The following is a 14,388-nucleotide window of genomic DNA, read 5'->3' as shown; positions in this document are numbered from 1 at the left end:
GCGAGGGCGATGGGGGGGGGGGTGGTTTTTCCCCCCCCCCCCCCCCTCCACCCCCCCCCCCCCCCCCCCCCCCCCCCCCCCCCCCCCACCGGCACCCACCACGAACAACAAGCGGCCCCCGCCCAAACACCCCACCCCGCCGACAGGCGAAACAGGCACGGCGGCGCCACCCGCAACGTGGGAAGCGGGCTACAAGCCCTCAGCTGTGGCCGAGCTCCTCGGCCGGCCCCGTCTCCTCGACGGACCCACCATCCCGCTCGGGACGAAGCGACAACGGCTCAACAACCGTCTCGTCCACAACCGGCGCGGCAGGCCGCGGCGGTTTCGGCATGACGGCCGCCTCGGAATGCGCCCCGCACCCGTACGCGAGGGAGACCACCCGACCGTCCGCCGGGGAGAACTCATTGGCGCAGACGCCGAACGCCTGGCCCAGGGAGCCGGGCAGCGTGGTGAGGAAACCGCAGGTCACGCAGGTGGCGGGGGCCGCCTGGGCCATGGGGGTGCGGGCGCCGTAGGCCTCTTCCCAGCGGTCGGCGGCGGTGTGCAGACCGTAGCGGGAGAGCACCCGGGCACGGCGCATGCCCAGTTCCTCGGCGATCGCCGCGATGCTGCCGCGCTGGGGGGCGGGCTGGACGGCGGGCGAGCCCGGGACGACGTCCGCCTCCTCGGAGTCGGCGACGTCGGCGGCCATGCCCTCGGCGACCGCCGAGTTCGGGGGCGGGACGTCCTCGCCGGTGAAGCCGGGCTCCAGGCGCAGGTCGTCGGCCTCGGTGGGCAGCAGATCCCCGGGGCCCATGTCGCCGGGGCGCAGCCGCTCGCTCCACGGCACCCACTCGGGCGCGAGCAGGGCGTCGGGGCCGGGCAGCAGGGCCACCTCGTCGAGCGTGACGATCTTGGCGCGGGAGGCCCGGGCGACCGTCGCGGCCCAGCGCCAGCCCCGGTAGCCGGGCTCGTTGCAGGCGAAGAGGTGGGTGACGACGCGGTCTCCGTCGGCAACGGCCTCGATGTGCTCGCCGACCATGCCGGGCAGTGCGGCTTCCTCCGCCGCCGCCCTGGCAAGGTCAACCGCCTCGGCGCACAGGCGGTCAGGGGTACGGCTTCGCATCGCAGCACTCACAAGAATCGATTCTCTCTTCCACGCCGTCTCACGAGTGCGCCAGCCGGAGCTGTCCTTGTCCTGTCCGGACGACCGGCGGTGCCGGGGCGGGCGGAGCGGACCTGGGGACCGCGTCGACGTCCGCGCCCGGTCGTTTCGGTCGAGCGCACCTCTTACGTCCCATTCTGCGGGATCGCGCGGAGGCACGCGGCCAAGAACGACCGCCGGTGGCGCGCTACACACGCTACCCCTTCAACGGTGGACGACCCCTCGGTGGGAGCGGCAAATGTCCACGGCCGCGACCGCGGGCCGGTACGCCCCGCGCGGCAAGGGGGAGAAAGTGCCCTCTCCTGGGCGAGTTGGGGCACTATGACCGGATGGCTGCCGTACGGGCGTCGAAGGTGTCGAAGGTGTCGAGGACAGCAGGGAAATCGTCACGGGTCTCGCGTGCCTCGACGCGTGGCGGGGGCGGGACCGGCCGGGTCCGCCGGGCGGGCCGGGCCGTCGGCCGGGCGCTGCACCGGCCGTTCACCGGCGCGGCGCGCGGGGTGCGGCGCGCCACGCATGCGCACGGCGCCGGGGAGTCGGGCCTGGGCAAGCTGATCGAGCTGCATGCGGTGAACTCCGCCGGGGACATGCTGATCACCGTCGCGCTGGCCTCGACGGTGTTCTTCTCGGTGCCGACGAATGAGGCGCGGGGCCGGGTCGCGCTGTATCTGGCGGTCACGCTGGCGCCGTTCGCCCTGCTCGCACCGGTGGTCGGACCGCTGCTGGACCGGGTGCCGCACGGCCGCCGGGCGGCGATGGCGGGCGCGATGCTGGCGCGGGCCCTGCTGGCGCTGACGATGTCCGGCGCGGTCGCCACCGGGGGGCTGGAGCTGTATCCGGCGGCGCTGGGGGTGCTGGTGGCGTCGAAGGCGTACGGGGTGGTCCGCAGTGCCGTGGTGCCGCGGCTGCTGCCCCCGCGGATCTCGCTGGTCAAGGCCAATTCACGGGTGACGCTCGCGGGGCTGCTGGCGACGGGGGCGGCGGCTCCGGCGGCGGCCGGGCTGCATCTGATCGGGCCGGGCTGGCCGCTGTACGGGGCGTGTGGGGTGTTCGTGGCCGGGACGGTGCTGTCGTTCTCGCTGCCGCACAAGGTCGACTCGGCGAAGGGCGAGGGCCGGGCCAGGCTGGCGTCCCGGGACGCGGCGCGGCAGGCGGGCGGCGGGCGGAAGCCCGGACTGCGCACGGTCGGCCCGTCGGTGCTGCACGGCCTCCAGGCCAATGCCTGTCTGCGGGCGCTCTCCGGTTTCCTGACGTTCTTCCTGGCGTTCCTGCTGCGGGAGCATCCGCTGGGCGGGCTGGGACCGGCGGCCTCGCTCGGGCTCGTGGTGGTGGCGGCCGGTACCGGCAATGCGCTGGGGACGGCGGTCGGCGCCTGGCTGAAGGCCCGCGGGCCGGAGCGGATCATCGCCGCGATGCTGGGGCTGGCGCTCTGCGCGACGGTGCTCGCGGCGGTGTTCTACCAGGCGGTGGCGGTGGTCGTGGTGACCGCAGCGGCGGCCGCCGCGGGACTGTGCCAGGCGCTGGCGAAGCTGTCGTTGGACGCGATGATCCAGCGCGATGTGCCGGAGGAGGTGCGGACCTCCGCGTTCGCCCGGTCCGAGACGGCGCTGCAGATGTCGTGGGTGGTGGGCGGCGCGATCGGGATCTCGTTGCCGCTGATGGGCACGCTGGGGATGGCGGTGGCCGCGGGCCTGGTGGCGCTGGGCGTGGTGCTGGCCGTACGGGGACTGCTGAGCGCGGCGCGGCGGGGCGGTACGCGGAGCGCCCGGGTGGCCTGACCGGCGGCGGGCGGCGCGGCACGCCGCACCCGGGCGTGGCGTGAGCAAAGGCGCCAGATAGCCTGCCCGTATGACCGCTGCGTTGATCTCCTGGGGCAAGGGCCGCCGTGCCGCTGCCGCCATCGGTGCCGTGTCCCTGGGTCTCATCACCCTCTCCGCCTGCGAGAAGCCGACCGCGCTCTCGACCGTGACCGTCGGTTCATCGACCGTGACGGCCGAGGCCACGCCCGGCTGCGACGGTGACGGCAAGGTCCTGTCCAAGAAGGACGTCTCGGCCTGCCTGACCAAGAAGGGCGGCAAGACGATCACCGTGCACCCCGGTGAGAAGGTGCGCGTGGGCGTCGACCCCGAGGTCGCCAAGTCCGGCTGGATCGTCATCGGCGCCGGCCCGGTCATGCGCGAGCCCAGCAAGCAGACGTACCGCAGCTTCGACGCGGACACGCTCTTCATGCAGCAGAACCCGCAGACCGGCCAGACCACGTACTCCAAGGACGTCACCCTCCAGGTCGCCGAGCTCGGCGCGGGCGAGGGCCCCAAGACGATGTGGCACTTCACGCTGAAGCAGGAGAACTAGGAGCGCCGGCCGCATGAGGCGCGTCCTGGTCGTCACGGCGGTGGCCGCCGAGCGTGACGCGGTGTGTGCCGTGGCGGAATCCTGCGCGACGGTGACGCTGCCCGGCGGGCAGGAGCTGCGGCGCGCGGCCGGGCTTCCGGTGGCGCTCGACGTGCTGGCCGCCGGTGTCGGTCCGGCCGCCGCGGCCGCCGGCACGGCCACCGCGCTGACCGCCGCCGCCCTCGCCGGGCAGCCGTACGACCTGGTGGTCTCGGCCGGAATCGGCGGCGGCTTCGCCCCCGGTCCCGGCTCGGGCGCGCCGCTGGGGTCGGTGGTGGTCGCGGACGCGATCGTCGCGGCCGACCTCGGCGCGGAGACCCCCGACGGCTTCCTCCCGGTCACCGCACTCGGCTTCGGGACGGTCGCGCACCACCCGGACCCGGCGCTGGTGCGGACCGTCGCGGCGGCGGCCGGCGCGTTGGCCGGCACCGTCGTCACGGTCTCGACGGTCACCGGCAGCGCGGCCCGCGCCGCCGAACTGGCGGAACGTCACCCGGGGGTGCTGGCCGAGGCGATGGAGGGTTTCGGGGTCGCCGAGGCGGCCGCCGCCCACGGGGTGCCGGTGCTGGAGGTCCGTGCGGTCTCCAATGCCGTCGGCCCCCGCGACCGCGCCGCCTGGCGCATCGGGGACGCCCTCGCCGCGCTGACCGGCGCCTTCCGTACGCTCCCCGGAGCCCTCACGGCCCCCGCCGGACCGGCTCAGGAACCTCCCCCACGCTCGACTTCGCCCACGCGGGGGACCCCCACGTCCCCGAGGAGGACCCCGTGACCCGGCCGCTGAACATCGCGTACTCGCCGTGCCCGAACGACACCTTCGTCTTCGACGCGCTGGCGCACGGCCGCGTCCCGGACGCGCCGGAGCTGGCGGTCACCTTCGCCGATATCGACCTCACCAACGGCATGGCCGAGCGCGGTGAGTTCGATGTGCTGAAGGTGTCGTACGCGGTGCTGCCGTGGGTGCTTGAGGAGTATGCGCTGCTGCCCTGCGGCGGGGCGCTGGGGCGCGGCTGCGGGCCGCTGGTGCTGACCCGGGAGCCGGGCGCGGCGGCGGATCTGGCGGGCAGGACGGTCGCGGTGCCCAGTGAACGGTCCACCGCGTATCTGCTGTTCCGGCTGTGGGCGGCGGCCGAGGTGCCGGGCGGCGTCGGGGAGATCGTGGTGCTGCCGTTCCACGAGATCATGCCGGCCGTGCGCGACGGCAAGGTCGATGCGGGCCTGGTCATTCACGAGGCGCGCTTCACGTACCAGAACTACGGCCTGTACTGCCTGGCCGACATGGGCGAGCACTGGGAGCACACCACCGGCCTGCCGATCCCGCTCGGCGCGATCATCGCCAAGCGGTCGCTGGGCGAACGGACGTTGCGCGGTCTCGCGGCGGCGATCCGCAGTTCGGTCCTGATGGCCTGGGACGATCCGGAGGCGTCCCGGCCGTATGTCCTGGAGCACGCCCAGGAGATGGACCCGAAGGTCGCCGACCAGCACATCGGGCTGTACGTCAATGAGTTCACCGCCGACCTCGGCGAGGACGGCTATGCCGCGGTGCGCGGGCTGCTCACCCGCGCCGCGGCCGAGGGGCTCGTTCCGCCCCTCGGCCGCGATGCGCTGAGCTTTGTGTAAGAGATGCCGGGTGTGACGGCCGCGGGCGGATGCGCCGGTCCGCGGCCGGGCGCGTCAGACGTCCAGCTGGTCGGCGACGGCGCGCAGCATGCCGGCGATCTTGGCGCCGTGCACCTTGTCCGGGTAACGGCCCCGTTCGAGCTGCTGGGTGACGTTCTCCAGGAGCGTGGTGAGGTCCTGGACGATCGAGGCGAGTTCGTCGGGCTTGCGGCGCTGCGCCGCGGCCACCGAGGGGGCGGGGTCGAGCAGTGTCACGGTCAGCGCCTGATCGCCGCGCTGGCCCGCGACCACGCCGAATTCGACGCGCTGGCCAGGCTTGAGTGCGGCTACGCCGTCGGGCAGTACCGACGAGTGCACGAAGACGTCACCGCCGTCATCGCGGGAGAGAAAGCCGAAGCCCTTCTCACTGTTGAACCACTTGACCTTGCCGGTAGGCACGTCTGTCCTCGTCCTCGTACTCGTTGGAAAATAACTGGGCCGGGTCTACTGCGGAACTGCGGGCTGGCTTCCTCTCCGCCCGGCGAGGCCGGGGTGGAGAGGTCTGGAGAGCAATGCAGCGGGCCGCAGGACCCGCCACCCCAAGGCTAATGGTCCCAAGGCCGGTGACAAGACGCCGCCGGGTGGATCCTCCGTGCTTCTGGCCCGGACTTACCCTGGTCAGGTGTCTGACGAAACGCCCCTTGCCGGGGATCTGCTGGTCCGAATCGGCGCGATCATGTTCCTAGTTGGCGCAGCGGCCACTCTCGCCACGGTGGCCCCGCTGTTCCTGGGAACCGATCCGCTGCCGTCCGTCTTCTACGGCGTGTGCATGCTGATGGGCGCCGGTTTTCTCGTGGCGGCGGCCGGAGTGATCCGTTCCGTGCTCGCGCAGCGCCGTCAGACGGCGGCGGCTTCGCCCCCGTCCGCCCCGTCCGCCACGTAGCGCGCCAGCCAGGACGGAAACTCCGTGAGGTCGCCGAGCACCACCTCGGCGCCGGCCGCGCGCAGTTCCGTGGCGTCGCACGGGCCGGTGGCGACCGCGACGGACAGTGCGCCGGCGGTGTGCGCCCCGACGACGTCACCGATGTGGTCGCCGACGTAGACCTGCGCCTGATGCTTGTCGAGCGCCTCGGCCTTGTCGGCCGCCCACAGGGAGCCGAAGAGGGCGTCCACGTCGAGCCCGAGGTGCGCCAGGTGCAGCTTGGCGTTGGGCTCGTACTTGGCGGTCACCACGATCGCCTGGCCGCCCGCCCGGTGCACCGCGTCGATCGCCTCCCGGGCGCCGGGCAGGGCGGGCGTCGCCGCGACCGCGAACTCCGGATACAGCGACCGGTAGAGGTCGGCGGTCTCCGCCACCCGCTCCGCGGGGAACCACCGGCTGATCTCCTCCTCCAGCGGCGGCCCCAGCCGGCTCACGGCGAGGTCGGCGTCGACGAAGGTGCCGGTCCGGGCGGACAGCTCGTGATAGGCGGCCCTGATGCCGGGGCGGGAGTCGATCAGCGTCATATCGAGGTCGAAGCCGACCGTCAGGGTGTGTGCAGCCATGCCTGCCATTGTGCCTGCGGCGCCGCGCGGGGCACCCGGCCCGGGGCACCACGCCCGTTCACCGCGGGATCCGCCGCATCCGCCACACCAGGAACAGCGCCGAGGCGACGGCCGCCACCCGCGCCATCACCGGCAGCCCGGCCAGCATCTCCTCCCCCAGCCGGCCCTGGGCGAGGGGCTCGCCCCACCGCCCGTCGAACCGGCCCCACAGCCACACCACCAGGCCGCCGACGACGGTGCCCGGCACACCGAGGGCCGCGAACTTGGCCTCGGCGCGGGTCAGCCGCTGGGAGACGTAGGCGAGCCCCCAGCCGCCCGCCAGCGCGAGCCACGAGCCCAGGGCCGCACCGGCCACCAGCAGCAGCACCGCGAGCGTCAGGACGGGGCTGAGCGGGGCCCGCGCCGGCCCCGCCACGACCTCTTCCGCGGCCCCGTCCTCGACCGGGGGCGCGGGGGCGGCGCGACGGCGGCCCAGCGCGCGCCGCAGCATCCGGGGCAGCGGGCGTCCCGCCGACGCGTCCTCGTCCGCTGCCTGTCCGTCGCCCGCGTCGGCCCCGGCCGTGCCGTCCTTCGTCAGCGACAGCGGGTGCTCGTCCTCGGGCCGGTCCCACATCTCCGGGATCTCGATCCCGCCGACGAACCCGGGCACGGTCTCCCCCGGCCCGAACGGCGCCGGCTCGACCCGCCACCAGTCCGGTGCGTCCTCGGCGTCACCCAGCTCGTCGGCGCCGGCCAGATGCGGGGGCAGGCCGACCGTCGGCGCGGGGTCCGGCGCCCCGTCGCGCGGTGCGGGGACCGAGCCGCCCGTGGGCGCCGCGCCGCTCCCGGCCGCCTTGCCCGTCAGTCCGCTGCGCGCGGCCAGGCCGGTGAGTCTGTCGCGGGCGCCGCTCCACCGCCGGGGCGGCTCGGCGGGCCGTGGGCCGAGCGGTACGGCGGGCCCGTCGGCGGCCCCGGCACCCGGCTCCTGCCGTGTCGCCGCGCCGCTCCAGGCGGCCCCCGGCACCCGGTCGTCCGCGCTCCCGGCGGCCGCGACCACCGCCTCCGGGGTGCCCAGCCGGGCGAGCAGCCGCTTCACCCCGGGCACCGAATCGGCCTGTCCGCCGTCGATCTCCGCCCGGAGCCCGGTCACCAGCCGCATCCGGGTGGCGGCGGGCAGGCCCCGCTGCTGGGCCAGGTCGCCCACCCGGCTCAGATAGTCAAAGACGAGCTGATCACTCTCGATCCCCACGAAATCCCCTGCGGCGTCCGCTGGTTGCTGCCCCGACGGTACCGCTTCGACCGGCGGCCGGGCCGGAGGCGGCCCGGGGGCGGCGCAGCGGGTGTCTCACGGATCGGGGCGGGCCGGGGCGATGACGGGCGGCCGCGCGCTCCCCCGTCTTCCCCGGCCCCGCTAACGTAGGACGAATGACCGGTACACCCCGCACCCTCGCCGAGGAGCTCAGGACCCGCACCGACCGCGGGCTCGTCGGGCTGCTGCGGGCACGGCCCGACCTGCTCAATCCGGTGCCGGGCGATGTCACCCAGCTCGCGACCCGGGCCGGCACACGGGCGTCGGTGGTCCGCGCCGTGGAGCGGCTCGACCGGTTCGTGCTCCAGACCGCAGAGGCGCTGGCGGTGGCGCCCGACCCGTGTCCGTACGACACGCTGGGCGCGCTGATGGGCGGGGACGCCGGGGATCCGGCGGTCGCCGCCGAGCTGCCCCGGGCGGTGGCGGAGCTGCGCGCGCAGGCGCTGGTGTGGGGCCCGGACGACCGGCTGCGGCTGGTGCGGACGGCCCGTGAGCTGCTCACGCCGAGCCCCGCGCACCCGTCGCCGACCGGCCTGGGCCCGACCGTCGCCGAGGCCATGGCGGGGATGTCGCCGGGGCGGCTCCAGGAGATCATCGCCGCGGCCGGGCTGCCCACCACCCACGATCCGGTCACCGCGGTCGCCGCGCTGTCCGGCCTCTTCACCGACCGGGTCCGGATGGCGGCGCTGCTGGACACCGCGCCCGCCGAGTCCGTCGCCGTCCTCGACAGGCTGCTGTGGGGACCGCCCTACGGCGCGGTCACCGACCGCCCCGCCCCGCATCTGCGATGGCTGCTGGACCGGGGCCTGCTGATCCCGGCGGGTGCCCGGAACGTCGTGCTGCCGCGGGAAGCGGCGCTGCATCTGCGGGGCGGCCGCGCCCATCACACCCCCGAGCCGGTCCCGCCCGCGCTCTCGCCCGCCACGGAGCGCGATCCACAGCTTGTGGACAACGCCGCCGCGAGCCAGGCGTTCACCGCGCTCGCGACCGTCGAGGAGCTGCTCAAGGAGTGGGACCTGGGCGGACCGGCCGTCCTGCGTGCCGGCGGGATGAGCGTCCGCGACCTCAAGCGGACCGCCACCGCCCTGGACACCACCGAGCAGCTCGCCGCCTTCTGGCTCGAACTCGCTTACGCGGCCGGGCTGATCGCCTCCGACGGCGAGGCCGATGAGCGGTTCGCGGCCACCCCGGCCGCCGAGGAGTGGCTCCAGCTGCCCGACCACGAACGCTGGGCGGCGCTGGCGGCCGGCTGGCTCGCCGCGACCCGCGCCCCCGGGGTCGTCGGCACCGCCGACGCGAAGGGCCGCGCGCTCGCCGCCCTCGGCCCGCACCTCGACCGCTCCCCCGCCCCCGAGGTCCGCCGCCGCGCCCTCGCCCTGCTCGCCGCGCTGCCGCCGGGCACCGCCGTCCCGGCGTCGGCGGTCCTGGCCCGGCTGCGGTGGGAGCGGCCGCTGCGCAGCGGCGCACCGGCCGCGGGACAGCTGCCGGCCGGTGACGGTGCCACGGCCGCGCCCGGCCCCGACCCCGCCGACGACCTCCGCTCACGCCTGGCCCAATGGGCCCTGTCCGAGGCCGAGTTGCTCGGCGTGACCGGACGCGGCGCGCTGTCCACCCACGGCCGCACCCTGATCGACAGCCCGTCGGACAGCGCCACCCCCACCCCCGCCGAGACCACCGCCGCCGCGACCCGCGCCGCCGACCTGCTCGCCCCGCTCCTGCCCGAGCCCGTCGACCATGTCCTCCTCCAGGCGGACCTGACCGCGGTCGCGCCCGGCCCGCTGCGCCGCCCGCTGGCCGAGGCGCTCGGCGTGCTCGCCGACATCGAGTCCAAGGGCGGTGCGACGGTCTACCGCTTCACCCCCGGCTCGGTACGCCGCGCCCTGGACGCCGGCCGCTCCGCCGCCGAGCTTCAGGAGTTCCTCGCCGCCCACTCCCGCACCCCGGTCCCCCAGCCGCTCGCCTACCTCATCGACGACGTGGCCCGTAAGCACGGGCAGCTGCGGATCGGCGCGGCCGCCGCCTATGTCCGCTGTGACGACGACGCGCTGCTCGCCGAGATCCTCGCGGACCGCCGCGCCGCCGCCCTCCGGCTGCGCCGCCTCGCCCCGACCGTGCTGGCCGCCCAGACCTCCCCCGACCAACTCCTCGACGGCCTCCGGGCGATGGGCTATGCCCCGGCCGCCGAGTCGGCCGCCGGTGACGTCCTGATCGCCCGCGCCGACTCCTACCGGACCCCGCCGCGCACCGCCCCCGCCCCGGTCCCGGACGGCCCGCCGTCCCCCGACCCCACCCTGCTCTCGGCCGCGGTCCGCGCCATCCGCGCCGGCGACCTCGCGGCCACCGCGGAACGCAAACCGGTCCAGGCGCCCGCCCCGGCCCCCGGCGCCTTCCCCCGCACCACCTCCGCCGAGACCCTGGCCACGATGCAGGCCGCGGTGCTGACCAACTCCGCGCTCTGGATCGGCTATGTCAACGCCGACGGCGCCGCCAGCCAGCGCGTCATCGCGCCCGTACGGGTCGAGGGCGGCTTTGTCACGGCGTACGACCACACCTCCGACGAGGTGCGTACGTACCCGCTGCACCGCATCACGGGCGTGGCGGAACTGGCGGACGACTCGGTCTGAGCGGCGGACGGGCCCTCCCCGTGACCGGCGTCGCCGACCGCGACACCTGTCGGGCCCTCCTCGCCGCACAGGGGCCCGGCATCCATCGATGACGGCCGCCGCGGCGATGCGGCACACTGGACGTTTGGCCGTATGTGCGGTCGATGTCCGCGGTCGTGATCAACGGCCGGGGGCCGCGGCCGGTCCCGGCGGCCGACGGCCGGAAGCGAAAGGCGAGGCGTGTGAACGGACCCCTCATCGTCCAGAGCGACAAAACGCTGCTGCTGGAGGTGGACCACGAGCTGGCGGACGCCTGCCGGCGGGCCATCGCGCCCTTTGCCGAGCTGGAGCGGGCGCCCGAGCACATCCATACGTACCGGGTGACGCCGCTGGGGCTGTGGAACGCGCGGGCCGCCGGGCACGACGCCGAGCAGGTCGTGGACGCGCTGGTGCAGTTCTCGCGGTATCCGGTGCCGCATGCGCTGCTCGTCGACGTCGCCGAGACGATGTCCCGCTACGGGCGGCTGACGCTGGTCAAGGACCCCGCGCACGGTCTGGTGCTGACCAGCACGGACCGTCCGGTGCTGGAGGAGATCCTGCGGTCGAAGAAGGTGCAGCCGCTGGTCGGGGCGCGGCTGGATCAGGACTCGGTCGTGGTGCACCCCTCGGAGCGCGGGCAGATCAAGCAGACGCTGCTCAAGCTGGGCTGGCCGGCCGAGGACCTGGCCGGTTACGTCGACGGTGAGGCGCACCCCATCGAGCTGCGCGAGGACGGCTGGGCGCTGCGGCCGTACCAGCAGCAGGCCGTGGAGGGCTTCTGGCACGGCGGCTCGGGTGTGGTCGTGCTGCCCTGTGGTGCGGGCAAGACGCTGGTCGGGGCGGGCGCGATGGCGCAGGCCAAGGCGACCACGCTGATCCTGGTGACGAACACGGTCTCGGCCCGGCAGTGGAAGCACGAGCTGGTCCGGCGGACCTCGCTGAGCGAGGACGAGATCGGCGAGTACAGCGGGACGAGGAAGGAGATCCGGCCGGTCACCATCGCCACGTACCAGGTGCTGACGACCAAGCGGAAGGGCGTCTACCCGCATCTGGAGCTCTTCGACTCCCGGGACTGGGGCCTGATCGTCTACGACGAGGTGCATCTGCTGCCCGCCCCGGTCTTCAAGTTCACCGCCGATCTTCAGGCCCGGCGGCGGCTGGGGCTGACCGCGACGCTGGTCCGCGAGGACGGCCGGGAGTCGGATGTCTTCTCCCTGATCGGGCCCAAGCGGTTCGACGCCCCGTGGAAGGAGATCGAGGCACAGGGCTATATCGCCCCCGCTGACTGTGTCGAGGTACGGGTCAATCTGACCGAGTCGGAGCGGCTGGCGTACGCCACGGCCGAGACCGAGGAGAAGTACCGCTTCTGTGCCACCACGGCCAGCAAGCAGTATGTGACCGAGGCGCTGGTCCGCCGGCACCAGGGCGAACAGACGCTGGTCATCGGCCAGTACATCGACCAGCTGGACGAGCTGGGCGAGCATCTGGACGCCCCGGTGATCAAGGGCGAGACCACCAACGCCCAGCGCGAGAAGCTCTTCGAAGCCTTCCGTCAGGGCGAGATCTCGGTGCTCGTGGTCTCCAAGGTCGCGAACTTCTCCGTCGACCTTCCGGAGGCGACGGTCGCGATCCAGGTGTCCGGCACCTTCGGCTCCCGCCAGGAGGAGGCCCAGCGGCTGGGCCGGGTGCTGCGCCCCAAGGCGGACGGGCACGAGGCGCGGTTCTACTCGGTCGTCGCGCGCGACACCATCGACCAGGACTTCGCGGCCCACCGCCAGCGCTTCCTGGCCGAGCAGGGGTACGCGTACCGGATCGTGGACGCGGACGAGCTGCTGGCGGCCGACGAGGACGTCTGAGCCGGGCGGCGGCCGGGCTCAGACCGCCGGGGACCGGCTGGCCGCCGGCTGCTGGGCGGTGCGCGGCGCCGGGAGGCCGCCGCCCGGAGCCACCGGCGGCCGCCGGGTCCACCAGAACACCGCCGCCAGCAGGGCCAGCCCGAGCAGGGGATACGGGGACGCGAACGGCTGCTGCCACCAGGGGATCCGCAGATCGAGGTCGCCGGTGTGCGGGACGATCCACATCGTGCGGGCGGTGAAGACCAGGGTGACGGCGGCGAGCAGCGCCCGGCGCCACGGGTCGCTGCGGGTGCGGGCGGCGAGCGCGACAAGCAGCGGCACACACCAGACCCAGTGGTGGGACCAGCTGATCGGCGAGACCAGCAGCGCCGTGACGGCCGTACACAGCACGCCCCAGCCGTCCAGGCCGCGGCGCAGACAGACCCGGCGGGCGGCCCAGAGCCCGGCGGCCGCGGCCAGCAGCGCCGGCACCGCCCACAGCAGGCCGGGCTCCGGCTGGTGCAGCACCCGGGTGATCAGGCCCTGGAGGGACTGGTTGTCGACGATCCAGACCTTGCCGACCCGGCCGGTCTCGAACATCCGCCGGGTCCAGAACTCGATGCTGGCCCCGGGCAGGAACAGCCAGCCCACCAGCACCGAGCACAGGAACCCGGCGAGCGCCGTGCAGGCGGCCTTCACCCGGCCGGTGACGAGCAGGTAGACGGCGAAGAGCGCGGGGGTGAGTTTGATGCCGGCCGCGATGCCGGTGGCGAACCCCTTGAAGCGCGCGCCGTCCGGACGGGAGAGGTCCCACAGGACCAGGCAGGTCAGCGCGAGGTTGACCTGCCCGAAGACGAAGGTCTGGAAGACCGGCTCCAGCCAGAGGCCGAGCGCGGTGGCGGCCAGCAGGACGGGCGCGGTGTGGGCGGCCCTGCGCAGGCCGGCGGCCTTGCAGGACAGGTGGATCAGCAGGGCGAGCAGCGCCGCGTTGACGAGCACGCAGACGACCTTGAGCGTGCCGAGCGAGAGCCAGGTGGTCGGTATGAAGAGCAGGGCGGCGAAGGGCGGGTAGGTGGCCGGAAGTGCCCACTTGGTGACCGTGAAACCGTAGAGATCACCGCCGGTGGCGGCAGCCTCACCCTCGGCCCGGTAGACCGCTATATCGGACATCGGCAACGGCTGGACCTGGTAGAGCACCCAGAGTCCGGTGAAGGACACCAGGAGCAGCGCCGTGGCGAGCGCCAGCCGGCCGGGATGGGCGGTGCTCTGCGCCCAGGTGCGTCTCCACGTCCATGTCCCCTCGGCGGCAGACACCCGCTGACCCCTCCCCGTTGCCCTGAGCGCGCCTACCGCGGTGACGCTAGTGGATCGAGGCCGACCGTCCGTTACGGTTTCCGGTCATCCGGATGGCGACGCGGGGGCCGGCTTCGCGCGCCCGAGCGCGCGTGTGGTGTGCATGATCTGTACGTGCCTGGGCGGCACGCGTGTGATGCGGCTTCTTGCCCGTATTGTGCGCCGCGCGGGCGGACAGGGGCGGCCGGGCCACGCGCTCAGCTCCATATGACAGGGCTCAGCTCCATGAGGCGGCCGCGGCATCAGTCGTCCGCGTACTCGCCCATGACGACGACGCTGAACGCGGCCGAGGCGAAGACCTTGATCGCGCGGAGGGCGTTGCCCACGACATAGCGGTGCTCATGGGCCGCCGCCGGATCGCGCCCGGGGTCGACACCGAGGGCGGTGGCGCCCTTGGCCGGGTGGAGGGAGACGGGGTGGACAGGGCCTGGGGGAATCGCTGCGCTGCTCATGACTCCATGATGGAATTCACGCGATTGCAGCACATCGGTCCATAGGTCCATCCCTGTGGGCCGGATGTCCGTCTTCAGACCCACTCCGCCCCCTACGGGAGACCGATGCCGCCGTCGCGCCGGAGACCGCCGCGGCCCGCCG

13 protein-coding genes are annotated in these 14,388 nt (G+C 74.2%); 7 read left to right on the top strand and 6 right to left on the bottom strand.

What is annotated here, in order from left to right; genetic code table 11:
* Positions 1-199 precede the first annotated feature (199 nt).
* Entirely contained in the window at positions 200-1,105 is a 906-nt protein-coding gene (locus tag ACZ4XD_RS02055; protein ID WP_468037273.1) for a DUF3027 domain-containing protein, read from the bottom strand.
* 368 nt (positions 1,106-1,473) lie between these two features.
* On the opposite strand from ACZ4XD_RS02055, the gene ACZ4XD_RS02050 reads away from it, so the two are divergent.
* The 4 genes from ACZ4XD_RS02050 (at position 1,474) to ACZ4XD_RS02035 (ending at position 5,152) form a co-directional block, all read left to right on the top strand.
* A complete protein-coding gene (locus ACZ4XD_RS02050; RefSeq protein ID WP_468037271.1) occupies positions 1,474-2,922 on the top strand; it encodes an MFS transporter in 1,449 nt (482 codons plus the stop codon).
* 70 nt (positions 2,923-2,992) lie between these two features.
* Positions 2,993-3,496: a hypothetical protein gene (locus tag ACZ4XD_RS02045; RefSeq protein WP_190142949.1), complete on the top strand. Its 504-nt coding sequence runs from the start codon at positions 2,993-2,995 to the stop codon at positions 3,494-3,496.
* Positions 3,497-3,509: 13 nt separating this feature from the next.
* Positions 3,510-4,304, top strand: coding sequence for a futalosine hydrolase (locus ACZ4XD_RS02040; RefSeq protein ID WP_468037269.1), 795 nt, complete (start codon positions 3,510-3,512; stop codon positions 4,302-4,304).
* On the top strand, positions 4,301-5,152 hold the full coding sequence (locus ACZ4XD_RS02035; RefSeq protein ID WP_468037267.1) for a 1,4-dihydroxy-6-naphthoate synthase: 852 nt from the start codon (positions 4,301-4,303) through the stop codon (positions 5,150-5,152). The genes ACZ4XD_RS02040 and ACZ4XD_RS02035 overlap by 4 nt, the downstream gene beginning before the upstream one ends.
* 54 nt (positions 5,153-5,206) lie before the next feature.
* On the opposite strand, the gene ACZ4XD_RS02030 is transcribed toward ACZ4XD_RS02035, so the two are convergent.
* Positions 5,207-5,590, bottom strand: coding sequence for a cold-shock protein (locus ACZ4XD_RS02030; protein WP_018089689.1), 384 nt, complete (start codon positions 5,588-5,590; stop codon positions 5,207-5,209).
* Positions 5,591-5,813: 223 nt separating this feature from the next.
* On the opposite strand from ACZ4XD_RS02030, the gene ACZ4XD_RS02025 reads away from it, so the two are divergent.
* Positions 5,814-6,074: a hypothetical protein gene (locus tag ACZ4XD_RS02025; RefSeq protein WP_468037264.1), complete on the top strand. Its 261-nt coding sequence runs from the start codon at positions 5,814-5,816 to the stop codon at positions 6,072-6,074.
* Here ACZ4XD_RS02025 and ACZ4XD_RS02020 read toward each other — a convergent pair.
* Together ACZ4XD_RS02020 and ACZ4XD_RS02015 are read right to left on the bottom strand one after the other, a co-directional pair.
* Positions 6,029-6,676 carry an HAD family hydrolase gene (locus ACZ4XD_RS02020; RefSeq protein ID WP_468037262.1) on the bottom strand — a complete coding sequence of 216 codons (648 nt, stop codon included), beginning with the start codon at positions 6,674-6,676 and terminating at the stop codon, positions 6,029-6,031. The genes ACZ4XD_RS02025 and ACZ4XD_RS02020 overlap by 46 nt on opposite strands.
* A gap of 58 nt (positions 6,677-6,734) precedes the next feature.
* Positions 6,735-7,904 carry a hypothetical protein gene (locus tag ACZ4XD_RS02015; protein ID WP_468037260.1) on the bottom strand — a complete coding sequence of 390 codons (1,170 nt, stop codon included), beginning with the start codon at positions 7,902-7,904 and terminating at the stop codon, positions 6,735-6,737.
* Between the two features lie 176 nt (positions 7,905-8,080).
* On the opposite strand from ACZ4XD_RS02015, the gene ACZ4XD_RS02010 reads away from it, so the two are divergent.
* Both ACZ4XD_RS02010 and ACZ4XD_RS02005 read left to right on the top strand, forming a co-directional pair.
* On the top strand, positions 8,081-10,588 hold the full coding sequence (locus tag ACZ4XD_RS02010) for a helicase-associated domain-containing protein (protein WP_468037258.1): 2,508 nt from the start codon (positions 8,081-8,083) through the stop codon (positions 10,586-10,588).
* Between the two features lie 221 nt (positions 10,589-10,809).
* Positions 10,810-12,462, top strand: coding sequence for a DNA repair helicase XPB (locus ACZ4XD_RS02005; RefSeq protein ID WP_468037256.1), 1,653 nt, complete (start codon positions 10,810-10,812; stop codon positions 12,460-12,462).
* Positions 12,463-12,480: 18 nt separating this feature from the next.
* On the opposite strand, the gene ACZ4XD_RS02000 is transcribed toward ACZ4XD_RS02005, so the two are convergent.
* Entirely contained in the window at positions 12,481-13,755 is a 1,275-nt protein-coding gene (locus ACZ4XD_RS02000) for a glycosyltransferase 87 family protein (RefSeq protein ID WP_468037254.1), read from the bottom strand.
* A gap of 281 nt (positions 13,756-14,036) precedes the next feature.
* On the bottom strand, positions 14,037-14,246 hold the full coding sequence (locus ACZ4XD_RS01995; protein ID WP_042147198.1) for a hypothetical protein: 210 nt from the start codon (positions 14,244-14,246) through the stop codon (positions 14,037-14,039).
* Positions 14,247-14,388 lie beyond the last annotated feature (142 nt).

The organism is Streptomyces sp. NPDC029466 (assembly GCF_055574515.1).
Note: the sequence above shows the minus strand (reverse complement) of the source record. Positions and strands in the feature narration are given on the sequence as shown.